The 21,138-nt window shown below is 59.6% G+C and carries 22 protein-coding genes; 14 read left to right on the plus strand and 8 right to left on the minus strand.

Annotation, left to right across the window (positions count from 1 at the left end; translation table 11 throughout):
* The first annotated feature begins 35 nt into the window (after positions 1-35).
* Together rpsA and ACYQ6M_RS21785 are read left to right on the plus strand one after the other, a co-directional pair.
* Positions 36-1,733 (plus strand): 30S ribosomal protein S1, encoded by a 1,698-nt coding sequence (gene rpsA, locus ACYQ6M_RS21780; protein ID WP_031268654.1) that lies wholly within the window; start codon positions 36-38, stop codon positions 1,731-1,733.
* A 183-nt stretch (positions 1,734-1,916) separates the two neighbouring features.
* Positions 1,917-2,213, plus strand: a complete 297-nt coding sequence (locus tag ACYQ6M_RS21785; RefSeq protein WP_022998951.1) for a hypothetical protein — start codon at positions 1,917-1,919, stop codon at positions 2,211-2,213.
* A gap of 68 nt (positions 2,214-2,281) precedes the next feature.
* On the opposite strand, the gene ACYQ6M_RS21790 is transcribed toward ACYQ6M_RS21785, so the two are convergent.
* A complete protein-coding gene (locus tag ACYQ6M_RS21790) occupies positions 2,282-4,213 on the minus strand; it encodes an FAD-binding monooxygenase (protein ID WP_460075531.1) in 1,932 nt (643 codons plus the stop codon).
* Positions 4,214-4,481: 268 nt separating this feature from the next.
* Between ACYQ6M_RS21790 and ACYQ6M_RS21795 the strand changes: the two genes are divergently transcribed.
* Complete coding sequence (locus ACYQ6M_RS21795) at positions 4,482-4,961, plus strand: MarR family winged helix-turn-helix transcriptional regulator (RefSeq protein ID WP_460075533.1); 480 nt, start codon at positions 4,482-4,484, stop codon at positions 4,959-4,961.
* Between the two features lie 43 nt (positions 4,962-5,004).
* Here the strand turns inward: ACYQ6M_RS21795 and ACYQ6M_RS21800 are convergent, their stop codons facing one another.
* On the minus strand, positions 5,005-5,499 hold the full coding sequence (locus tag ACYQ6M_RS21800; RefSeq protein ID WP_062490761.1) for a nucleoside deaminase: 495 nt from the start codon (positions 5,497-5,499) through the stop codon (positions 5,005-5,007).
* Between the two features lie 397 nt (positions 5,500-5,896).
* Here ACYQ6M_RS21800 and ACYQ6M_RS21805 point away from each other — a divergent pair, with 397 nt between their 5' ends.
* From ACYQ6M_RS21805 to ACYQ6M_RS21830, 6 genes are all read left to right on the plus strand, one after another.
* Positions 5,897-6,889, plus strand: coding sequence for an ABC transporter substrate-binding protein (locus ACYQ6M_RS21805; protein WP_062491991.1), 993 nt, complete (start codon positions 5,897-5,899; stop codon positions 6,887-6,889).
* Between the two features lie 7 nt (positions 6,890-6,896).
* Positions 6,897-7,676, plus strand: a complete 780-nt coding sequence (locus ACYQ6M_RS21810) for an ABC transporter ATP-binding protein (protein ID WP_062490764.1) — start codon at positions 6,897-6,899, stop codon at positions 7,674-7,676.
* Positions 7,677-7,774: 98 nt separating this feature from the next.
* The gene (locus tag ACYQ6M_RS21815) at positions 7,775-8,527 is read left to right on the plus strand and encodes an ABC transporter permease (RefSeq protein ID WP_460075734.1); all 753 of its coding nucleotides are present in this window, start codon (positions 7,775-7,777) and stop codon (positions 8,525-8,527) included.
* On the plus strand, positions 8,524-9,927 hold the full coding sequence (locus ACYQ6M_RS21820; RefSeq protein WP_460075535.1) for an amidohydrolase family protein: 1,404 nt from the start codon (positions 8,524-8,526) through the stop codon (positions 9,925-9,927). The genes ACYQ6M_RS21815 and ACYQ6M_RS21820 overlap by 4 nt, the downstream gene beginning before the upstream one ends.
* A gap of 110 nt (positions 9,928-10,037) precedes the next feature.
* A complete protein-coding gene (locus ACYQ6M_RS21825; RefSeq protein ID WP_229005534.1) occupies positions 10,038-11,036 on the plus strand; it encodes an isopenicillin N synthase family dioxygenase in 999 nt (332 codons plus the stop codon).
* A gap of 235 nt (positions 11,037-11,271) precedes the next feature.
* On the plus strand, positions 11,272-11,700 hold the full coding sequence (locus ACYQ6M_RS21830) for an FKBP-type peptidyl-prolyl cis-trans isomerase (protein ID WP_022998960.1): 429 nt from the start codon (positions 11,272-11,274) through the stop codon (positions 11,698-11,700).
* Between the two features lie 166 nt (positions 11,701-11,866).
* On the opposite strand, the gene ACYQ6M_RS21835 is transcribed toward ACYQ6M_RS21830, so the two are convergent.
* From ACYQ6M_RS21835 to ACYQ6M_RS21845, 3 genes are read right to left on the minus strand one after another with little or no spacing between them, the layout of a single operon-like run.
* Positions 11,867-12,913 (minus strand): TRAP transporter substrate-binding protein, encoded by a 1,047-nt coding sequence (locus ACYQ6M_RS21835; RefSeq protein ID WP_031268661.1) that lies wholly within the window; start codon positions 12,911-12,913, stop codon positions 11,867-11,869.
* Between the two features lie 35 nt (positions 12,914-12,948).
* Complete coding sequence (locus tag ACYQ6M_RS21840) at positions 12,949-14,232, minus strand: TRAP transporter large permease (protein WP_022998962.1); 1,284 nt, start codon at positions 14,230-14,232, stop codon at positions 12,949-12,951.
* A complete protein-coding gene (locus ACYQ6M_RS21845; RefSeq protein ID WP_022998963.1) occupies positions 14,229-14,738 on the minus strand; it encodes a TRAP transporter small permease in 510 nt (169 codons plus the stop codon). Before ACYQ6M_RS21845 ends, ACYQ6M_RS21840 begins: the two co-directional genes overlap by 4 nt.
* 169 nt (positions 14,739-14,907) lie before the next feature.
* On the opposite strand from ACYQ6M_RS21845, the gene ACYQ6M_RS21850 reads away from it, so the two are divergent.
* The 5 genes from ACYQ6M_RS21850 to ACYQ6M_RS21870 all read left to right on the plus strand — a co-directional run bounded on the left by ACYQ6M_RS21850 (position 14,908) and on the right by ACYQ6M_RS21870 (position 18,633).
* A complete protein-coding gene (locus ACYQ6M_RS21850) occupies positions 14,908-15,831 on the plus strand; it encodes a MurR/RpiR family transcriptional regulator (protein WP_062490766.1) in 924 nt (307 codons plus the stop codon).
* A gap of 146 nt (positions 15,832-15,977) precedes the next feature.
* A complete protein-coding gene (gene sppA / locus ACYQ6M_RS21855; RefSeq protein WP_062490767.1) occupies positions 15,978-16,964 on the plus strand; it encodes a signal peptide peptidase SppA in 987 nt (328 codons plus the stop codon).
* A 15-nt stretch (positions 16,965-16,979) separates the two neighbouring features.
* A complete protein-coding gene (gene ihfB / locus ACYQ6M_RS21860; RefSeq protein ID WP_006940254.1) occupies positions 16,980-17,279 on the plus strand; it encodes an integration host factor subunit beta in 300 nt (99 codons plus the stop codon).
* Between the two features lie 64 nt (positions 17,280-17,343).
* The gene (locus tag ACYQ6M_RS21865; RefSeq protein WP_022998966.1) at positions 17,344-17,709 is read left to right on the plus strand and encodes a lipopolysaccharide assembly protein LapA domain-containing protein; all 366 of its coding nucleotides are present in this window, start codon (positions 17,344-17,346) and stop codon (positions 17,707-17,709) included.
* A 15-nt stretch (positions 17,710-17,724) separates the two neighbouring features.
* Positions 17,725-18,633, plus strand: a complete 909-nt coding sequence (locus ACYQ6M_RS21870; RefSeq protein WP_055657231.1) for an ornithine cyclodeaminase — start codon at positions 17,725-17,727, stop codon at positions 18,631-18,633.
* A gap of 413 nt (positions 18,634-19,046) precedes the next feature.
* Here ACYQ6M_RS21870 and ACYQ6M_RS21875 read toward each other — a convergent pair whose 3' ends face one another.
* The 3 genes from ACYQ6M_RS21875 to trxA all read right to left on the minus strand — a co-directional run bounded on the left by ACYQ6M_RS21875 (position 19,047) and on the right by trxA (position 21,066).
* Positions 19,047-19,667 carry a trimeric intracellular cation channel family protein gene (locus tag ACYQ6M_RS21875; RefSeq protein WP_460075736.1) on the minus strand — a complete coding sequence of 207 codons (621 nt, stop codon included), beginning with the start codon at positions 19,665-19,667 and terminating at the stop codon, positions 19,047-19,049.
* A 309-nt stretch (positions 19,668-19,976) separates the two neighbouring features.
* Positions 19,977-20,600, minus strand: coding sequence for a nucleotide exchange factor GrpE (grpE, locus tag ACYQ6M_RS21880; protein WP_460075541.1), 624 nt, complete (start codon positions 20,598-20,600; stop codon positions 19,977-19,979).
* A gap of 145 nt (positions 20,601-20,745) precedes the next feature.
* Positions 20,746-21,066, minus strand: a complete 321-nt coding sequence (gene trxA / locus ACYQ6M_RS21885) for a thioredoxin (RefSeq protein ID WP_148582226.1) — start codon at positions 21,064-21,066, stop codon at positions 20,746-20,748.
* Positions 21,067-21,138 lie beyond the last annotated feature (72 nt).

Here is a 21,138-nt window from a genome sequence, read left to right on the forward strand (position 1 = left end):
CGCCGGCGGCGCGCCTGAAGGCGCCAGGAGCATATATGTCTGATTACAATCCCTCCATGGAGGATTTCTCCGCTCTTCTCGAAGAGTCCTTCGTTCAGAACGACCTGTATGAAGGTGCCGTCGTAAAGGGCACCGTCGTCGCGATCGAAAAAGACCTGGCAGTCATCGACGTCGGTCTGAAGGTCGAAGGCCGCGTGCCGCTGAAGGAATTCGGCGCAAAAGGCCGTGACGGCGAAATGAAGGTCGGCGACGAAGTCGAGGTTTACCTGGAGCGCGTTGAAAACGCTCTTGGCGAAGCTGTTCTGTCGCGCGAAAAAGCTCGCCGCGAAGAAAGCTGGGTCCGCCTGGAAGTTGCTTTCGAAGCAAACGAAAAGGTCAACGGCCAGATCTTCAACCAGGTCAAGGGTGGTTTCACCGTCGATCTGGATGGCGCAGTTGCCTTCCTGCCGCGTTCGCAGGTCGATATCCGTCCGGTTCGCGACGTGACCCCGCTGATGCACACCCCGCAGCCGTTCCAGATCCTGAAGATGGACAAGCGCCGCGGCAACATCGTCGTGTCTCGTCGTGTCGTTCTGGAAGAAACCCGCGCCGAACAGCGTTCGGAACTGGTCCAGAGCCTGGAAGAAGGTCATACCGTGGAAGGTGTGGTCAAGAACATCACCGATTACGGTGCGTTCGTCGACCTCGGCGGTATCGATGGCCTGCTGCACGTCACCGACATCGCGTGGCGCCGCATCAACCATCCGTCGGAAGTTCTCACCATCGGCCAGACCGTCAAGGTGCAGATCATCCGCGTCAACCAGGACACGCATCGCATCAGCCTCGGCATGAAGCAGCTTGAAACCGATCCGTGGGATGGCATCGAAGCCAAGTACCCGATCGAAGCCAAGTTCACTGGCCGCGTGACCAACATCACCGACTACGGCGCATTCGTGGAACTGGAGCCGGGCATCGAAGGCCTGATCCACGTTTCCGAAATGTCCTGGACCAAGAAGAACGTCCATCCGGGCAAGATCGTTTCCACTTCTCAGGAAGTCGAAGTGATGATCCTGGAAGTCGACCCGGTCAAGCGCCGCATCTCCCTGGGCCTCAAGCAGACCCTGCAGAACCCGTGGGATGCATTTGCCGAGCAGTTCCCGATCGGCACCGAAGTCGAAGGCGAAGTCAAGAACAAGACCGAATTCGGCCTGTTCATCGGCCTCGACGGAGACGTGGACGGCATGGTTCACCTCTCCGACCTCGACTGGAACCGCCCGGGCGAGCAGGTTATCGAAGAGTTCAAGAAGGGCGACATGGTCAAGGCCGTCGTTCTGGATGTTGACGTCGACAAGGAGCGTATCTCCCTCGGCATCAAGCAGCTTTCCGGCGATCCGATGGAATCGGGTGCAGCTGGCGAACTGCGCAAGAACTCCGTCGTGACCTGTGAAGTCATCGAAATCAAAGACGGCGGCCTGGACGTCAAGATCGCAGACAGCGACCTGACTGCCTTCATCCGTCGCGCCGACCTGTCCCGCGATCGCGAGGAACAGCGTCCGGAGCGTTACTCCGTTGGCGACAAGTTCGATGCCCGCATCACCCAGTTCGACAAGAAGACCCGTCGGGTCACCGTGTCGATCAAGGCTCTCGAGATCGCAGAAGAGAAGGAAGCTGTCGCTCAGTACGGCTCTTCCGACAGCGGTGCGTCCCTCGGCGACATCCTCGGTGCAGCTCTGAAGCAGCAGTCCGAAGACTAAGATTTTCGTCTCTCTCACGAGAGTTGAAAGCGAAAAGCCCGGCAGCAATGCCGGGCTTTTTGTTTCTGCGTTGCGAGGGGTTTGAAGCAAGAAGCGAGCCCTCCAACTTACGCCCCAAATGGGGAATGCGGCCAGCTCCACCGTGCACTAGCTTCCGGTCATGCCATCACCTGGAGCAAGAGCATGTTCGACTGGTATGACCTGCGTAATTTCCTGGAAGACAATCTGATCGTCAGCATATTCGTCGGCATTGCCTTCGCAATTGCCATTGTCTGGGCGGTGGTCGTGTTCGTCCAGGCCCGCGGCGGCGGGTTCAAGGCTGTTTCAGCCAGCCTCTTTGCGACAATCGTTTCCCTGTTCTATCTCGTGATGGCCTTCGCACTGGGCTCGTTTGCCGAGCCTCTGGTCATCATGCCCTATTTCGCCGTTCTCGCCGCGCTCAAGTCCATGGCCGTTGCCTGGCGTATCGGCGCACGTTGATACCAAGTTCCCAGGCGGGTGACGTCAAACCGGCCTGGCGCGTTACGCCTATGCTGGGAAACGCAGACTTAGCGCCGCTCTTTCAAAATGCCCTGGAAATAGCCCGACAATGCTTCATGGGCATCCAGCGGCAATACCTCGGCGACGTATTGATCGGGCCGGACGATGACCAAACAGCCTTTATCCCGGTCAATGCCACGCATTTCGAAAATGTCGTTGCCGCTTTTGAGATCCGGGCAGAACATCTTTTCATAGTCCCTCAGCTCGTAGCGGCCTTTTGCCGGTAGCAGCAGTGACGGCATGCGTTCAAGGGTCAGATCGCGATGGTTTTGCTGGAAGACTGCGCGAAGATCGATAACCGCATCGATATCTTCACCCGCCGCCGTATGACACAAAACCGGTGAGGCCAGATCGTCTTGCAGAAAGTTGCATAGACGACGGATGGCCGACGTTTCCGCTGCCGGGTCGCCTTTATCGGCAAAGGCGAAGATCCGCCAGCGACCGTCTGCCTTTACGACATGGCCCAGCTGTACCGGCTTGGCGTCGGCAAGACGAACGACAGGGGCGGAATGAAACCGCATGCCGATCTGGAAACCTTCCGCCAATTGCTGATGCGCACCGTCACCCGTCAACAGGGACGGGAGATAGCGCGAGGCTGTCCCGGCGGTATAACGGCCATGTTGCACAAAGTATTTCTGAACTTCAGCCGGTTCGACGCCATCGGGATTGCTTTCCGATCTCACCGGCGCGCTGACAAGCTTTGCCCATTCCCGGTCGAAATCGATCAGGTTCTGCGCAATCGCCTGGCGTTCGGCCGAATAGCTGGCAAGCAGCTCCGGTTCGCTCAGTCCCTTCAGTACGTGTGCGAGTTTCCAGCCAAGATTGAACGTGTCCTGCATGGAGACGTTCATGCCCTGCCCTGCCTTCGGACTGTGCGTGTGGCAGGCATCGCCCGCAATAAAAACGTGAGGCAAGCGGCCCGGAGCACCTTCTGCCGGAACATCATCGAACTTGTCGCAAAGCCGCTGACCGATTTCGTAGACCGACCACCAGGCGACTTCCTTCACGTCGAGCGAATAGGGATGAAGGATGCGTCCGGCTGCGGCGATCAGATGATCGACCGTAATGTTCCGGTTCGCGACCCTTTCGTCCGGCCGCAGCTTGTCGAGTTCGACATAGATGCGGACCAGATATCCGCCTTCACGCGGAATGATCAGGATGCTGCCTTCACTGGCCGACTGCACCAACGCCTTGAAGCGAATATCCGGGAAGTCCGTCACGGCAAGAACGTCCATCACGCCCCAGGCCTGATTGGCACTGTCGCCCTTCAACTCGCGGCCCAGCGCCCTGCGCACGGAACTGCGGGCGCCGTCGCAACCGACCACGTATCTTGCGCGTACGGTTTCCGTTTCACCTTCGTGTCCGGGGTCCGTGCGTTCCAGCTGAACCGTAACCGGCCACTCCCGCCCTGCTTCGGCCGCCATATCCAGATCTACCAGCCGGCGGGAGTAGTTGGGCTCCAACCTGTTTGGCGAATTGCGCATGATCTCGAGATAAAAGTCGTGAACGCGCGCCTGGTTCAAAATGACATGCGGAAACTCGGACAGACCGTCCTCGACATCCTGAACCCTGCCGCTGCGGGAGATCGTGTCCGGAGACGCCGGGTCCGGTTTCCAGAAAGTGGTCTCGTTGACCCAGTAAGCTTCCTTTTCCAGTCGCTCGGCAAAGCCGAACGCCTCGAACATTTCCATTGTCCGGCAGGCGACACCATCCGCCTGGCCAAGCTGCAGGGGGCCGGCTTTCTGCTCCACGATACGGGTTCGGATGTCCGGGAAAGCTGCAAGTTGAGCGGCAAGCGTCAGGCCCGCGGGACCGCAACCGACAATGAGGACATCGACTTCTTCCGGCAGGCTGTCTGTGTTGGCCAGGGCAGTGGTGTCGGCATTAGGTTCATGAATGACCGGATCACCGGTCTTGAAGCCGTCGAGATGAAATTGCATGAGACCGTCTCCTCCGCCACTTTCCGGCAGTTTGGCAACCGGCCCTCCTTCTTGGGAGAGGCCGGCGCCAGCATGATGGGGCCACGCGAAAGCTGCCGGTGTTCAAGCCCGGACTTCCTTGCCGCATTGCGGGTCTTTCGCGTTTGACAATTCCGCCGCGATGTCCAAACAAACATCGACAACGGATTGATTAGAAAGCATACTGATTATCAGCATGCTGTCAAATATAATCAGCATACTTCCTTTTTTGAACTCCCTGGAGGCGGCGATGCGAAACCTTGAACAGATGCCCGGACACCTGATCCGCCGTTTGCAGCAGATCGCGGTGGCGGTGTTTCATACGGAAGTGGATGCCGTCGGATTCGACATGACGCCGGTGCAATTCGCAGCGCTGGTCCGGGTGGCGGAAAACCCGGGCATCGACCAGATAACGCTGGCAGGCCTGATTGCCTATGACAGGACCACGATAGCCGGCGTTGTCGACCGGCTGGTGCAGAAGGGCTTCCTGTCTCGCACCGTGAGCGAAAAGGACAGGCGCGCGAAGGTGCTTCACATGACGGACGCCGGAACCGATGCGCTGTCGCGGCTTGGCCCTGCGGTGGAAAAGGCGCAACAGGTGATGCTCAGCGGGCTCGACCGCCAAGAGGCTGACGATTTCATGCGGCTCTTGCAAAAGGCAACAGAGGCGGTCAACGACCTCAGCCGCGCGCCACTGCGTTCCGGTTCCAAGGCTGCGGAAAAGGACTGACTGGCCTGCGAAGGTTCAGCATCAAGACCGCAACAAGCGGTGACTATTTCCCTGCCCAGAAATCCGCCTGCAGGCCGGCCGCTTCCTCTTCCAGAAGCGGACCGACAACCTCCACCTTGCGTTGCCCCGCCGCAAACACCGTCCTGCAGGGCAGATCGAGTGTCGGATTTTCCTCGTGATCGCCCGTCTGTTCCTTCAGGGACTTTTCGGTCTGGCCGAAGACGACCCGACCAATGCCCGCCCAGTATACGGCACCGGAGCACATGGCGCACGGCTCTGCCGACGTGTACATGGTGCATCTTTCCAGAAAATCCGGGCGCCAGCGCTTGCTTGCCCGTGTCGCCAGCAGCCTTTCGGCGTGGGCGGTCATGTCCTGCCCTTCGGCGGAATAACCGTTACCCTGCTCCATCAGAACCTCACCGTCCGGACCTGCCAGCAGGCAGCCAAATGGATGATCGCCCGTTTCCCGCGCCTGCCGCGCGATTTCGAATGCCCGGCGCAACAGCGCGATATCTTTGTCGTCATGAGTATCGGTCACGCAAGGCTCCTTTGATTTCTTCCCCCTGAAGGGAGCATGAACACGCTCACCCCGCAAGACTTTGCAAACAGTCAGTCACGTTGAACAGAAACACATCAAAAGACTGGCGATTTAAAAGGCAACTGCTGAAATATTGGCCTCTTGATCACTATTCTCGCGGTTTCATCTTGAGGCTTTCTTGACAAAAAACGCGCACCGGTTTCCCGTAGAGGTCGAGTAGAAGCGGTGGAGCCCAACGGTTCCGACATTGCTCATCTTTCAGTTGATCGACGATGCCCGGCACGAACGCGCCCGCATCCAAGACCAGGAGATGAGAATGCCGGCCGAAGACAACAAAACGCTCCCGCCACTCGAAAACCTTCCAGAGAAAGTACAGCGAAAGGGTGTGCCGATGCGCATGTTTGACGGTAAGTCGTTGGTTGTTGCCATGGCGGCAATGGTTGGTTCGTTTCCGGCGGCTGCGGCCGATCTCGTGACCTATCAGCTCGACTGGTTGCCCGGCGGTGACAAGGCGCCGATCTATGTCTGCATTCAGGAAGGCTTCTGCGAAGAAGCCGGTCTCGAGATCAAGATCGAACCGGGGCGCGGGTCTTCCGAGGCCATCACCAAGATCGCCACAGGGGCATCGGACATCGGTTCCGCGGGCATGGGCGCCCTGATGGCAGCCAAGGCGACCGAAGGCGTGCCGGTGACCGCGGTCATGACCATCTTCAACATGGGACCGCACGCCTTCTACACCACCAAGGACAGCGGCATTGCCTCGATAAAGGATGTCAAAGGCAAGAAGATCGCGACTTCGCCCTTCACCTCTTCCAACGTGTTCCTGCCGCTGGTTCTGGCCGACAACGGATTGTCGGAAGAAGATATCACCCTGACCAAATCCGACCCTGGCGCGTTGGGGCCGCTGCTGATGACCGGCCAGTCGGACGCGATCATCGCCTGGCTGACCGATGTCTCGCGCTATTCCGGCCAGGCGGCGGAGGCCGGCAAGGAACTGGTCGTGCTGCCCTGGGCTGACGCAGGTCTTGAGCTTTATTCCGCATCGCTAGTTGCAGGCGACACGTTCCTGGAGGAGCGCCCGGACGTCGCCAAGCGCTTCGTTGCGGCCTTCAAGAAGTCCCTCGAATTTGCCTACGCAAACCCGGACAAGGCGGCAGCTGCGGTTTCCGCGCAGGTGCCTGAGCTTTCGGCGGAAGACGTCAAGGGATCCTGGCTGGATGCGTCCAAGCTCGCATTCAACGATGTCACTGAAAAATTCCCGCTCGGCACAATCGATGCCGACAGGCTGGCGGCGACATGGACCCGCGTTGCAGCGGCGCAGGATCTGGACCCGGCATCCCTGAAACCTGAAGACGCTGTCAACCGCTCGTTCCTGCCGGCAGCGGAGTAACCCTCAAGTGGCACTCACCAACAACGCGATCAGCTTTTCCTCGGTCGGTCAGACATTTCTGACCGGCTCGGGATCCGTCACCGCCCTGGACGGGGTCACCGTGACCATTGCTCAGCATGAGTTTGTAGCAGTGCTCGGTCCATCCGGATGCGGAAAATCGACCTTGCTGAGACTGACCGCCGGACTGATGAAACCTTCAAAGGGAACGGTGAGTGTCTTCGGCAAAGAGGTGACGATGCCGAGGGACGATGTCGGCATCGTCTTCCAGAAACCGACATTGCTTCCCTGGGCCAACGTAGAGGACAACGTCGTCTTTCCGGTTCGCCACAAATACGGACGGGTGACGACGGAGGACCGCGAACAGGCCCGCACCATCATCGAGACCGTCGGCCTGAAAGGATTTGAAAAGCGGCTGCCGTCGGAGCTTTCCGGCGGCATGCAGCAACGGGTCGGCATTGCCCGGGCTCTGTTTCTCAATCCGGACATTCTTCTGATGGACGAACCGTTTTCAGCGCTTGATGCCCTGACCCGCGATGCCATGGGCTTTGAACTTCTTCGGTTGTGGCAAGCAAGTCCGAAGACAGTCCTTTTCATCACCCACTCGATTCCGGAAGCCGCGCTGCTGGCCGACAGGATCCTTGTGCTCAGCGAGCGCCCCGGCCGCATCATCGCGGACCTGCAGGTGCCGACCGCCCGTCCGAGAGACGAAAGCGCGCTGAGAACGCCGGAGATGCAGGATTTCTCGGCCGAACTCCGCTCGCTGCTGATCAGAAAGGAGGCCGCCTGATGACTGTCAGCGAAACACAGGACACTGCCGCGGCGAAGACCACACCAAAGCCCGAGCGTCTGGAACGGCCGTTGCCGGTTTCCGAAAAGCTGCTCCGGATGCCTGTCGTACTTCCCTTGATCACCTTTCTCCTGATCCTGGTCATCTGGGAAGCCGGGACACGGCTGTTTTCCGTTCCCTCTTTCGTGCTGCCCGCCCCTTCCCGCATTCTGGGCGGATTTGAAAGTGTTACAGCCGGACGCTGGATGGAGCATATCTGGGCAACGCTTCGGGTCGCCCTCATCGGCTATGCGGTTTCGTTTGTCATCTCGCTTCCGATTGCCGTCGGCCTGGCAAAGTCGCGTCTGCTTTCGGGGGCATTCTACCCGTTGCTGGTGGTCATCCAGTCCGTTCCGGTGGTCGCCGTTGCCCCGATCATCATCGTGGTGCTGGGCACCGGTGATGCTCCACGCGTCGTCATCACCTTCATGATCTCGTTCTTTCCGCTGGTCGTTTCCATGACGACAGGTCTGGCCGCCACGCCGCCGGAGCTGATCGAATTGTCCAGGTCGCTGCGCGCGCCGTCCTTCCGGGAGATCACGCAGATCCGCTTGCCCCATGCGACGCCTTACATCTTCTCGGGCATGAAGATTTCGATCACGCTTTCGGTCATCGGCGCTGTCGTGTCCGAATTCGTCGCCGCCGAAAAAGGCATCGGCTACTTCATCCAGTTCTCCACGTCGATGTTCAAACTGCCCCAGGCCTGGGCCGGACTGGTCATCCTCGTCGTGATGTCTCTTGTCCTGTTCCAGCTTGTCAGCCTCGCGCAGCGGATCTTCTTTCCCTGGTCACTGCCGAAGGGACAGAAATGACGAGCTTCCTGATCAACAACATTGACTACGGCCTGACCGGAACCCGGGAGGGAGACCGCCTCAGCGGTGCAATCCGCGTTCACGACGGCAGGATTGCGGAAATCGGCCACTTGCAGCCCCGGCAAGGCGAACGGATTGTCGATGCAAGCGGATGCGTGGTGACACCGGGTCTGGTCAACACCCATCACCATCTATTCCAGTCTGTCCTGAAGGCCGTGCCGGAAGGCATGAATGCGCCACTAGACGACTGGCTCATGAACGTTCCCTACAGCTACTGGCCGCTGATCGACGAGGAAACCCTTCGCGTATCGGCCAGGATCGGACTGGCAGAACTGCTTCTCACCGGAACGACAACGGTCTGCGATCATCACTACGTCTATTCCGACCACTATGACTACGATCCGGCGGACGTGCTTTTTGAGGAGGCGGAAGCGCTTGGCATCCGTTTCGTCCTCGCCCGGGGTGGTGGAACGAAAGGCCGGTCTTTTCCCGAACCGAGCCTGCCACCGTCACCAAGCGAGCCACTGGACAAATTTCTGGCAAGCATCGAGCGGACTGCATACCGCTGGCATGACCCCTCCCCAGGTTCCAGCAGGCGGGTTGCCGTCGCACCGACCACGCCGACGTTCAATGTCGATGCGGGTGAGCTTGCCGACATCGCCCGCTTTGCCCGCGGCAAGGGCCTGCGCCTTCATTCGCATCTTTCGGAAAACCGGACCTACGTCGACTTCACCCTGGCGAAATACGGCAAACGACCGGTTGATTGGCTTGCCGAGCAGCAGTGGCTCGGGCCGGATGTCTGGTTTGCCCATCTGGTGGAATGCGACCGGGACGAGGTGCGCATGCTCGCAGAAACCGGAACCGGGATGGCGCACTGTCCGCAAGCAAATGCAAGGCTTGGCTCAGGCATTGCTCCAGCTGACGCCCTGCATGACCTCGGCGGCCGAGTTTCGCTGGCGGTAGATGGCGCGGGCGCGAACGAGGCCGCCGACATGGGCGCTGCCCTCTACAGTGCCTTCGCGCTGCACCGAGCGGCAAAGGGCGTGCAGGCATTGCAAGCCGAAAGCCTCCTCAACTGGGCAACCGAAGGCGGCGCCAAGGTGCTCGGCTTTGAGGAGATCGGCGTGCTGCGTCCCGGCATGATCGCCGACATTGCCGTTTTCGACATTTCGGCCCCTCGCAACATGGGACTTCACGATCCGGCTCTTGCTCCCGTGCTGACGGGTGCCGCAAGCCTGCGCCACAGCTTTGTCGGCGGGCGGCAGATCGTCCGGGACGGTTCCATCCCCGGACTGGACCTGGCCGGGCTCGGTTCGGACGCAAGGCGTGTTACCCGGCAACTGATCGAACGCAGAAAGGAAATGACGGCGCCTCACCGGGCCCGCGCCGCCCAGGCCTGATGGCAAATCGCCTGCGTCGGGCAGGCACATTCTTATGTGGAGTAGAAGCTGTCAGTGCCCATGAGCACGGGTCATTGCTCCCGGACCTCTTTCTCAAGGAGAACGGAAATATGAGCACCTCTGCATCTTATGGTCTCGTTGAACTGGAAAAGGAAAAAGGCTTCGGCGGTGTCGGTGAGACGGTCGACCGGTCAATTCCCCAGGTCGACATGTCGGACTTCTTTTCGCGCAAGGCAGAGATCACCGAGGATCTGTGGGCCGCGGCGACGGACATCGGCTTTTTCCAGCTGAGCAACCACGGCATCCCGCAGGAACTGATCGACGAGGCTTTTCGACTGTCGGCCGGCTTCTTCGATCTGCCGGCCGAGACGAAAGAACAATATCCGCTTCGGCCCGGAACCAACGCAGGCTGGGAATTCAAGGCGCAGGTCCGCCCTTCAACCGGTACTGCCGACCAGAAGGAAAGCTACCAGATCACCCTGCCGCGCATGACGGGTCTTTGGCCGACCGGCGAAGAACTGTCCGGCTTCAAGGCGACCATGCTGGCATTCGAGCGGCACAACTGGGCGCTGGCGATGAAGGTTCTGTCCTGCTTTGCCGACAAGCTGCAGTTTCCGCCGGACTTCTTCACCGAAGGACATGACCCGCTGACACCGGAATACCAGTCGACCCTCCGACTGATCCATTATCTGGGCATGGAAGATGCCAAGCCAGAGGACTTCAAGTTCTGGCGGGCCGGTGCCCACACCGACTTCGACTGCCTGACACTGCTGCACCAGAAGGCAGGCCAGGGCGGGCTACAGCTTTGCCCGGGCAAGGACAGCCAGGGCCGGGCGATTGCCTGGACCGACGTGCCCCCGCTGGAAGGCGTTATCACCTGCAACATCGGCGACATGCTGATGCGCTGGTCGGACGACAAGCTTCTGTCAAACCTTCACCGGGTGCGCATGCCCAAGCCGGAGGAATATCTCGGCCCTCGCTACTCGATGGCCTATTTCGCCCAGGCCAACATGGATACGGTGCTTGCAGGGCCGGAAGGCAAGTATGAGCCGATGACGGCGCATGACTATATCCAGATGCGGCTAGGTGCGAATTTCGGCAAGAAATAGCGGCGCAATCGCCATCCGACGAAGTAGAACCACGGCACCGGGGCCATCGTTTGAAACGATCGGCGCCGGGGCTGCACCATTTCAGTCATGATTTGTCCGCGAAACTATCCAGAAGCTGACGATCCGGCAGACTTTACTTTTGCTGCCCGTCCTTTAGGCTTGGTTTCACGACGAGCACCCGCCAACGAAACGCGGCCTCAAAACTCACCCAACAGACAGAATTGCGAAACGCTCCATGACCGAAGCCAAAAGCGGCGACACGGTTCGTCTTCATTATAAGGGCACGCTGGACGACGGCTCCGTCTTCGACAGCTCCGAAGGACGCGACCCGCTGGAATTCACCGTTGGATCCGGCCAGATCATTCCGGGTCTCGACCAGGCCATTCCCGGCATGAAGGTTGGCGACGAGAAGACGGTCCGCATCGAACCCGACAGCGCCTACGGTCCCCACAATCCGGCCGCACGCCAGGCTGTTCCGCGGACCAACATTCCGGCCAACATCCCGCTGGAAGTCGGCATGCAGCTGCAGGCGCAGACAGAGAACGGCCAGATGATGACCGTGACCGTGATCGAGATTTCCGAAAACGAAGTCATTCTGGACGCCAACCACCCGTTGGCCGGCAAGGTGCTGACGTTCGAGATCCAGCTGACAGGGATCAACTGAGGCCCACCGGTTCCGGTTTGGCTGGCGGTGGTAAAGTCAGAAGCCGATTTCGGCTCGCTGATGAGGTCTGAACGCTGAAAAGACAAAAGCCCCGCGGTTCGCCGCGGGGCTTCTTTTTTCACGCACTGGCGCTGCAAGCCGGCGCGCGAAAATGTCAGACCATGCTTCAGTCCATATAGACGCTGTCGTTGGCTTTCTGGACCTCGGTCTTGAACAGGCCAAGCAGTTCGTTGGCTTTCGGGTCGAGGTTTTCAGCCACGTGCGTTTCGAAAGCCGGCTGGGCCGCTGCAGCCATGGACGCGCGCTGGTCGGCGGTAAGAGCGGTCACTTCCATCTTGTCCATCAGGCCCGCCAGTCCCCTGTCGGAGGCTTCGATGATGCGCGACAGGCCACGGCTGGCGGTTACGCAGCTTTCCGCGGCATAGCGCAGGGTCTTCTGCTGCTCTTCGCTCAATCCTTCGAAGAAGTCCCGATTGACCATGAACGTGTAGGGCGAGAACAGGTGGTTGGTCAGCGTCATGTACTTCTGAACTTCAGAGAAGTTCGCGAAGGAAATGATCGGCACCGGGTTCATCTGACCGTCGATGACGCCGGTCTGCAGGCCGGAATAGACCTCGCCCCAGGATAGCGGATAGGCCTGCGCGCCAAGCGCCTGAATGATGGTCTGATGAGACGGCAGCGTCATGGTGCGGATGCGGATGCCGTCAAAATCGTCGAGCGACGCGATCGGGTGCTTGGAATTGGTAACAGCGAAGAACCCGCCCGTGTCCGGGAAACCGAGCACCACAACATCTCCAAGGGCTTCCTCGATATCGGCAGCCAGAGCCTTGCCGAAATCACCGTCGAAAACCGCGTAGGTGGCGGCGTTGTCGGCGAAGGCGAACGGCAGGTTCAAAACGTCGATGCGTGGGTAGTAGCTGGCCAGCGCGCCGGTGGACGTCAGTGTTGCCTGGATGATGCCGTCGCGCACATGCTGCACATGCTCGGCAGCCGAACCGAGCTGGTTGGAACCGAAGACCTCCACTTCGACGGCACCGTTGGTGTCTGCGTTGACGATGTTGGAGAACACCGCGGTGCAGGCATGAGCCGGATTTTCAAATGGATCGGTCTTGTTGTCGTGTCCGAACTTCAACACCTTTCCATCTGCCAGCGCGCTGCCGGCCATAAGCGCAGCGGTCAGCCCGACCGCCAGTCCCTTTGCGAACTTCTTCATGATTTTCTCCATTCCTCTGTCAGGTTGTTTTTTTGTTATTGGGCAAACCCGAGAGCACGCGGCAGCATCATCGCCGCGCTTTCCCAGAAGGCGAACAGGAACAGCACAGCCACCTCTGCGACCAGGAACGGCCCCAGCTTGATGGCAATCCGTTCCAGTTTCTCACCGGTGACCGATGAGAGAACGAACAGGCACGCGCCGACAGGCGGCGTCATCAGCGAGATGTTGAGTGCCAGAACGAAGATGATCCCCGCATGGATCGGCTCCAGACCCACCTGAGCGGTGAGCGGAACAAGAACCGGTGCCAGGATGATCAGGATGGCGGTGATATCCATGACCATGCCGACGATCAGCAGAAGTCCGATGATGATGGCGATGACCGCATAGCGGTTGTCGGCCAGACCCAGGATGGTCTCGGCCAGCATCTGGGGGATTTTTTCAAAGCTCATCCACCAGCCGAGGATGCCGGCAAAGGCGATGATGACGAAGATCACGCCGGTGATGCGCGCTGTGCGCACGAGCATCTGGTAAAGCGCGGGCAAGGTCAGCGTGCGGTAGACGAATGCACCGATGAAGAGTGCATAGGCGACTGCAATGGAAGCAGCTTCCGTCGGCGTGACGACACCGCCGAGAATACCTCCCAGGATGATCACCGGCATCAGCAGTGCGGTAATTGAGGAAACGAAGACCTGCCAGATTTCCTTCAGGTTGGCCCGGCGCTCCGCCTTGGGCAGGCTGTTGCGGGCCGCACCAAGGGTAATGACGGCCATGCAGACACCACAGATGACGAGACCCGGCAGAATGCCTGCGGCGAACAACCCACCAATGGAAACGCCCATGAGCGAGCCGTAGACAACCATCAGACCGGACGGCGGGATGGTCGGTCCGATGATCGAACCGGCCGCCGTTACGGCGCACGCGTAATCGCGCTTGTAGCCTTCCTTGACCATGGCGGGCACCAATGTGCGCCCGAAGGCCGCCGCATCCGCCGTTGCCGAGCCCGTTAGCCCCGCAAAGAACACCGAGGCGAGCATATTTGTGTGGGCCAGCCCACCCCGGAAATGGCCGACCAGCACCTGGGCCAGCTTCACCAACCGGTCGGTAATACCCGTCTGGTTCATGATTTCGCCGGCCAGAATGAAGAACGGCATCGCCAGAAAGGGGAAGATGTTCAACCCGTTGAAGATACGGCTCGGCCCGATGGCCAGGAACTGGTCACCGCCCATATGAATGAGGCCGATGACGCCGGCCGCGCCAATGGCAAAGCCGATAGGCATGCCGAGCAGGACAAATCCGATGAAGACAGCGGCAACGATCATGCTGCGGCCTCCGCAAACGGAGGATTGTCGAGATGGGTGCCGTTGTCCCGGATCATCGCCAGAACGGTCTGGATCGAGGCAAGGGCTGCGGCAGCCGGGATTGCCGCATAGAACGGCTGCAGACTGATACCGAAGATCATGGCCTGCCGCTTGGCGCCGCTTTGCGCGAAACCGAGCCCGTACCACAGCACGTAGAGAAACAGTGCCAGAACGCAGAGATCAATCGCCATCAGCACAATGCGGCGCAACGACACCGGCACGCGCATGATGGCAGCCGTCAGTCCGATATGGTCCCGTCTGGCGATGCCGGACGAGACGGCCAGCATGGCTGCCCAGATCATCAGGTAGCGCGCAAGGATCTCCGGCCAGGGCAACTGCCAATGAAAGAAGTAGCGATCAACCACGCCAAGCCAGACGTCAAGCACAAGCAGTGCCATCAGCAAGGCTATTACAGCCTCGACGCCCGTATTCAGCCTGGCACTGGTTCTGGCAGCCCACTCGCGCATAATCCCTCCACCGAAATGTACCTTAATTACATTTTCAGAGCAGAAATTGCGTTTCGTCAAGCGTATTTTGTTTTTAAATTACATTTCTCGCGTAAATGAGGCTATGATCAGGCGCTGATTGACGATTTTGTGTAATCAAATTACAAATCCCGCAACCAGGGAGACATGTGTGCAGGCAAAGATCCGAACCCCGACCGGCGACAATACAAACGGCCATGCCGCTATCGATCTCATTTCCGCACTCCGCGATCACGCCGGCCAGTTTCCGGCGCGGGAACAAAAGGTTGCGGACTACGTGCAAAAGCATCTGTCCGCGATTTCGGACATGACGATCGCCGAACTGGCAAAAGCCTGTGGCGTCAGTACACCGACCGTCGTTCGCTTTTGCAGGACACTCGGCTGTGACGGTTTTCGGGAATTCAAGCTGCGTCTGGCGCAAAACCTGGCCGTCAGCCTGCAGTATATTTCCGCGCCATCGACCACCGAGCAGGTTGCCAGCGAAACGGCGATCGACCGCGTTCTAGGCGCGCTTTATGCGACCGCCAATGTCATGCGGCAGCAGGTCGATCCGGCCGTTATCGAGCGGGCCGTCGAAAAGATCGCCAAATGCCGGCAGCTTCTCACCGCCGGGATCGGCGGTGGGTCGACGATGGTGGCCGGTGAAGCGGCGAGCCGCTTTTTCCGCCTTGGCATCCCGTCTGTCGCCCTGCACGACAGCTACCTCCTGCAGATGCGCGCGGCGACGCTCGGGCCCGACGACGTTCTGCTGTGTGTCTCCGCCAGTGGCGAAGCGGATGAACTGGTCAGTGCGGCCGAAATTGCCGGCGGCTATGGGGCCACCACGATCGCGATCGCACCGAAAGGCTCTCGCCTTGCAATGATTTCCAAGATCCCCATCCTGGTCGATCTTCCCGAGGACCCGGACATCTTCAAGCCCACCGCCTCGCGATACGCGCACCTGGTGATTGTCGACGCCATCGCCATGACGGTCGCGCAGGTCCGGGCCGCCACCACAAGCGAAAACCTGCGCCGGATCCGCTCTTCCCTAACCGCATTCCATGGCCGCACCGGACCTCAACCTCTGGGCGATTAAGCCTCATGAACACACGAAACTGCGCTGGCTTGCCAGAAACCGCCGCAATCTGATGTGAAACTGAGAGAAGCCGATTGCATTTCTTACAACGGTCACCCTATGTATGTTATTGGTTTTCATAAGCTCTTGTCGGGGACATCGTATTCATGTCGGTAGATGTTGACGCGCTGGTAGACAGACGGCGCCTCAGACGCAAAGTGACCTTCTGGCGGATCGCGACTTTTGTCGTCATCGCCGCGGCACTGATCGGGGGGCTTATCTACGTCTCCGGGGCTTCGGAATTGTCCAAGCGGACGGCGCATATCGCACGCATCCCGATCGAAGGCGTCATCCTCGAAAGCCGCAAGACCCTGCAGATGATCGAGAAGATCGGCAAGTCCGATGCGGTCAAGGGCGTGGTGATCTCCATCAACTCTCCAGGTGGCAGCACAACCGGCGGCGAAGCGCTGTATGAAGCGCTGCGCAAGCTTTCCGAAAAGAAGCCGGTGGTCGCCGAAATCCGCACCATCGGAACCTCCGCGGGCTACATGATCGCCCTTGCCTCCGATCACATCGTCGCGAGATACAATTCCATCACCGGCTCCATCGGCGTGCTGTTCCAGTTCGGCAATATCAGCAAACTGATGGAAACGGTCGGCGTGGAAATGGATGCGGTCAAGAGTGCTCCGCTGAAGGCCGAGCCCGACTTCTATTCCCAGACGAGCCCCGAGGCACGCGCCATGCTGCAAAAGCTCGTCGACAATTCCTACGACTGGTTCGTTTCACTGGTCGCCGAGCGGCGATCTCTCGACATGCCCAGGGCCAAGGAACTTGCAGACGGCCGCATTCTGACGGGCCACGATGCCCAGACGGAAAAGCTGATCGATGCCATTGGCGGTGAAGATGTCGCAATCGACTGGCTAGTAAGCGAGAAGGGCGTTCCGAAAGATCTTCCAGTCGTCACCTGGAGCGCCAACGAAAATCTGGAAGAGCTGCCGTTTTCCTCCCGGGTCTCGCGAGAGTTCGGAAAAGGCATCGGATCGGCCCTTCTGGAGCCGGTTAGTGAAGCTAAGGGGCTGATTCCACGAGGGCTTACGCTTGACGGGCTCGTATCCGTTTGGCAGGCTTCTGACGCGGCAGACAATAATCCGTAAGCGAGGGGGCACTTCATGATCAAATCTGAGCTGGTTCAGCATATCGCCGAACAAAATCCGCATCTCTATCAGCGGGACGTTGAGAACATCGTCAACGCCATCTTGGATGAGGTTACCGAAGCGCTCATGCGCGGCGACCGGGTGGAGTTGCGCGGCTTCGGCGCGTTTTCCGTCAAGAACCGCCCCGCTCGCGTCGGCCGCAATCCGCGAACCGGTCAAAAGGTGGAAGTGGACGAAAAGTTCGTGCCCTTCTTCAAAACCGGCAAGGAAATGCGTATACGGTTGAACGATGGTGTGGACCACGGCGACGACTGATTGCGTTTGCCACGGCACGCCATTTAAAATCGACTTCTGATCTGGCCAAAACCGGGAGAACCCAGTGACCCGTTTCCTCAAGAACGTGATCTTGTTCGTTATCGCGGTTGTCCTGATCCCGTTGTCGGTGGCGAACCGGCACACGGTCTCCCTGTCGCTCAATCCCCTCGACCCGCAGGACCCGCGCCTGACGATCCCGGACATTCCGCTGTTCTGGATCATCTTCGCAAGTCTGGGCGTCGGCATCATCGTCGGTGGACTTGGCGCATGGGCCAAACAGGGCCGCTGGCGCAAGGAAGCACGCGTGAAGCGCCGGGAAGCCGCGAAATGGCACAAGGAAGCCGACCAGCTGCGGGAAATGAACACCGCAGGTCAGCCGGCATCCAATCTCAAGGGACTGGCAGGACCGGGCAACCGCAACGCCGCCTAACCGGCCGACATTACCATGCGTATTATCTCCAGCGACGAGATCGATGCCTGCCTGGAAGACAGGGCCGTTCTTGAAACGCTGCGCCGGGCCTATCGCTCCAGCACAGTCGCCCCCAAGGCATCCCCCTTGCCCATCGGCCGGCTGAACCAGCAGCAAGGCGCGCTCACCGTACAGCCGGCCTGGACTGACTTTACCCAACAAGGCGACGTCAAGCGCGGCTATATCGGCTGCTCCCTGGCGCTGGATCTTCCTGAACAAACGGGCCTGTCCTCAAGTCTCTACCTATTGTTTTCCGGTTCCGGCGGACAACCGATCGCCCTTCTGGATGGCATGCGCCTTACAGTCTGGCGCACGGCCGGTCTTCATGCGCTCGGGGCAAGTTACCTGTCCCGCGAAGACACGTCCCGCCTGCTGGTCATCGGCGACGACCCGAGATTGCCCCGGCTTGTGTGCGGTTATGCGGCCGTGCGCAACCTGACGTCGATCCTTCTGGCCGGCGTGTCGCCGGAAATCCAGAAAAGGATCGCCGCCTTGCCCGCGCTCAAGGGGGTCAATGTCGGCATCACGAACGAGATCTATGCCGCGCAGGAAGGCGCGGACATGATCTGTATTGCCGGTCCGGAAAACGAAACAGGCACCCATCACGCCCTCACCTACCTGGATCCTCCTGCGGGCTGTCACGTAGATGTGCTGGATCCGGAAGCACAATTGCCGACAGAACTGCTGCAGGAAGCACGGCTGTTCACCACCGACCTGAGCGAACCGCCGCGGCCGGATCTTGAATGGGCTGCCGACCTGAAGGACCTCACACAGGGCACGAAAGCCGGCCGGCGTTACTATGGCCAGCGCACGCTGTTTTTGCCTGCCCCGCGCACCGGGCTCGCAGACTACGCACTGGCTGCACACGTTTTTTTGAGGACGTGACCTCTGGAACTCGTGCCTGCGCACACCATATCCCGGAACAGCAGGGGGAATCCATGAAAGCGAGCGCCCGAAAAGGGTCGCCCGGATGACGGCTTGGCCGCCATGGGTTTCTCGTTGGTATCTTGAAGGAGCAAATCATGCTGACGACGCTTGCCTATTCGGCAAGCCTTCCGGCAATCGCAATAGGGCTGATGTACTATGTGTCGGCCTGCTCGGGGCTTGTCTACTAGTGCCTTGATGGCACCCTGGCCGTTCGACCCTACGGGCGAGACCGGCTGCCTCCAAGGGTTTGGCACGTTCTGCCAATCGCGCCAAACCCGTTATACGATAATCGTGAAGCCGGTTCCCCGTGGGCCGGCTTTTGTCGTTCCCGGACTGTCCGCTGAGGCCAAGGGACGGAAAGCCATCCCGGCTTAGCTGGGATCTGAACCTGTTCCAAAACGGTGTCCGGGCAAGGTCCAGCCACGCAGGATCGCTCCGCCGCGCAAGATCAGCGCACAGCTTGCGGCAAGGATCGCGGCAAGGATTTGCGGCGCGCCCAATTGCACCAGCACAACAAATCCACCCGCACCGGCAAAGGCCGCACCGACATAGATTTCCGGCTTCACGATGGAGGAAGGTTCACGGGCGATGGTGTCCCGCAGGATGCCGCCGAAAGTTGCCGTAGAGACACCCATCAGGATCGCCACCAGGATCGTGTCACCGACAGTCAGGGCCTTGGCAGCTCCCATGACAGAATAGGCCGCAATACCGATGGCATCGGCCCATCTCAAGGGTTTGCCGAGCTTTTCGATCCACTCGGCAAAATACCAGACCAGCGCGCTGACGACGAAGCACACCAGCAGATACCATTCGTTCTCCACCCAGAAGACCGGTACACCCAGCAAAAGGTCACGCAGGGTACCACCACCGATCCCCGTCAGCGTGGCAAAGAACAGCAGGGCAACGATATCCAGCTGCTTGCGCGAAGCGACGATGCCGCCGGTAATGGCGAATACCGCCACCCCGAGATAGTCCAGCATTTGCAGCAGCATTCCGTCCCCCATGGCCACTTTCTTTCCGAAGGCAGTACCTGAGGTCCGGGTCTTTGTCATCCCGTAGCATGCCACGCCGGCACTCGGCCCTACGTCTGAGGGCCTGCATATCTCGCTCAAGGGATTAGGGAAGTCCGACCAGACCGCTTTCTGGAAAAACACCGATCGTTCCCGGCTGTCGTCCTCTTACGTCGCATCGACGGCAGAACTGGCCCCGGTTAGCTGTGTTGACGAAAGGGTTGCTCCAAAGAAAAGGGCCACTCCGCTGGATACGGAGCAGCCCCTTCGAAGCTCTAGGGTCGGTTGAACTCAGGCGTTCTTGTCGACTGTCTGTCCGGCTTCAGCCGACGCCGCAACATCCTTCGGGCCACCCTTGGAAACGCCGACCATGGCCGGACGCAGCACGCGCTCGCCAATGACGTAGCCGGCCTGCATCACCTGTACGACCGTGTTGTTCGGCACTTCGGTGTTCGGCACTTCGAACATCGCCTGGTGGAAGTTCGGATCGAACTTCTGGCCTTCCGGGTCCAGCTTCTTGACGCCGTTCTTCTCAAGCTGGTTGAGCAGATCGCGCTCGATCATCTCAACGCCTTCAATCAGCGAAGCAACACCCGCGTCGGCGTTCTTGCGGTCGTCTTCCGGCAACGCTTCAAGCGCGCGGCGCAGGTTGTCGGAGACCGTCAGCATGTCACGGGCGAAGCCGGACACGGCGTACTGGCGGGCATCCTTGACTTCCTTTTCCGTGCGGCGGCGCAGGTTTTCCATTTCCGCCATCACGCGAAGCGCACGGTCCTTCAGTTCCGCGTTTTCAGCTTGCAGAACTTCGATCGGATCTACACCGGCTGCCTCGACAGCTTCCGGCTGTTCCGCTGCTGCAGTTTCCGGCGTTGCTTCTGCCGGCTGCTCTTCCGGGGTTTTGTTTTCGTCGCTCATGAATGATCCGTTTGCTCAGACTGTTTGCGGGTGCTTATACGACCGGTTGAGGATTTTTCAAAGAGGATCGGCGGATAGGCTTTCGCTTACCCGCCGGATGCGCTCATATGAACCGCAGCCGGTCAGCCGCAGACTCTTGTCGCTGTTAAAGGGCGCTCTTGATCCAATCGGAGAGCTTGCCTTTCGGCGCGGCACCGATCTGGGTTGCCATCGGCTCACCATCCTTGAACAGGATCAGCATCGGAATGGACCGAACGCCGTATTTCATGGCCATGTCCTGGTTCTCGTCGATGTTGAGCTTGGTGATCTTCACCTGGCCGTCCATCTCTTCGGAGATTTCTTCAAGAGCCGGGGCAATCATCTTACACGGACCGCACCATTCGGCCCAGAAGTCGACCACGACCGGTGCGTCGGATTTCAGAACTTCGGCTTCGAAGGAAGAGTCGGTAACTTGTGTGGTAGCCATAACTAGATCTCGTAGGTCTCAGGAGCGCGCCTACCCGATGTAAGCGCGTCAGTTGGCAAGAACGTAGGAAGC

It is taken from the genome of Roseibium sp. ROS1, from assembly GCF_054658215.1.

Excerpts from the sequence above, each read along its gene's own strand:
- sppA (WP_062490767.1), top strand. The coding sequence starts at position 15,978 with ATGTCGGTAGATGTTGACGCGCTGGTAGACAGACGGCGCCTCAGACGC.
- ACYQ6M_RS21805 (WP_062491991.1), top strand. The coding sequence starts at position 5,897 with ATGTTTGACGGTAAGTCGTTGGTTGTTGCCATGGCGGCAATGGTTGGT.
- ACYQ6M_RS21840 (WP_022998962.1), bottom strand. The coding sequence starts at position 14,232 with ATGATCGTTGCCGCTGTCTTCATCGGATTTGTCCTGCTCGGCATGCCT.
- ACYQ6M_RS21875 (WP_460075736.1), bottom strand. The coding sequence starts at position 19,667 with ATGCTGCTGCAAATGCTGGACTATCTCGGGGTGGCGGTATTCGCCATT.
- rpsA (WP_031268654.1), top strand. The coding sequence starts at position 36 with ATGTCTGATTACAATCCCTCCATGGAGGATTTCTCCGCTCTTCTCGAA.
- ACYQ6M_RS21785 (WP_022998951.1), top strand. The coding sequence starts at position 1,917 with ATGTTCGACTGGTATGACCTGCGTAATTTCCTGGAAGACAATCTGATC.
- ACYQ6M_RS21820 (WP_460075535.1), top strand. The coding sequence starts at position 8,524 with ATGACGAGCTTCCTGATCAACAACATTGACTACGGCCTGACCGGAACC.
- ACYQ6M_RS21835 (WP_031268661.1), bottom strand. The coding sequence starts at position 12,913 with ATGAAGAAGTTCGCAAAGGGACTGGCGGTCGGGCTGACCGCTGCGCTT.
- ACYQ6M_RS21825 (WP_229005534.1), top strand. The coding sequence starts at position 10,038 with ATGAGCACCTCTGCATCTTATGGTCTCGTTGAACTGGAAAAGGAAAAA.
- ACYQ6M_RS21845 (WP_022998963.1), bottom strand. The coding sequence starts at position 14,738 with ATGCGCGAGTGGGCTGCCAGAACCAGTGCCAGGCTGAATACGGGCGTC.
- ACYQ6M_RS21870 (WP_055657231.1), top strand. The coding sequence starts at position 17,725 with ATGCGTATTATCTCCAGCGACGAGATCGATGCCTGCCTGGAAGACAGG.
- ACYQ6M_RS21795 (WP_460075533.1), top strand. The coding sequence starts at position 4,482 with ATGCGAAACCTTGAACAGATGCCCGGACACCTGATCCGCCGTTTGCAG.
- grpE (WP_460075541.1), bottom strand. The coding sequence starts at position 20,600 with ATGAGCGACGAAAACAAAACCCCGGAAGAGCAGCCGGCAGAAGCAACG.
- ACYQ6M_RS21815 (WP_460075734.1), top strand. The coding sequence starts at position 7,775 with ATGCCTGTCGTACTTCCCTTGATCACCTTTCTCCTGATCCTGGTCATC.
- trxA (WP_148582226.1), bottom strand. The coding sequence starts at position 21,066 with ATGGCTACCACACAAGTTACCGACTCTTCCTTCGAAGCCGAAGTTCTG.
- ihfB (WP_006940254.1), top strand. The coding sequence starts at position 16,980 with ATGATCAAATCTGAGCTGGTTCAGCATATCGCCGAACAAAATCCGCAT.
- ACYQ6M_RS21830 (WP_022998960.1), top strand. The coding sequence starts at position 11,272 with ATGACCGAAGCCAAAAGCGGCGACACGGTTCGTCTTCATTATAAGGGC.
- ACYQ6M_RS21790 (WP_460075531.1), bottom strand. The coding sequence starts at position 4,213 with ATGCAATTTCATCTCGACGGCTTCAAGACCGGTGATCCGGTCATTCAT.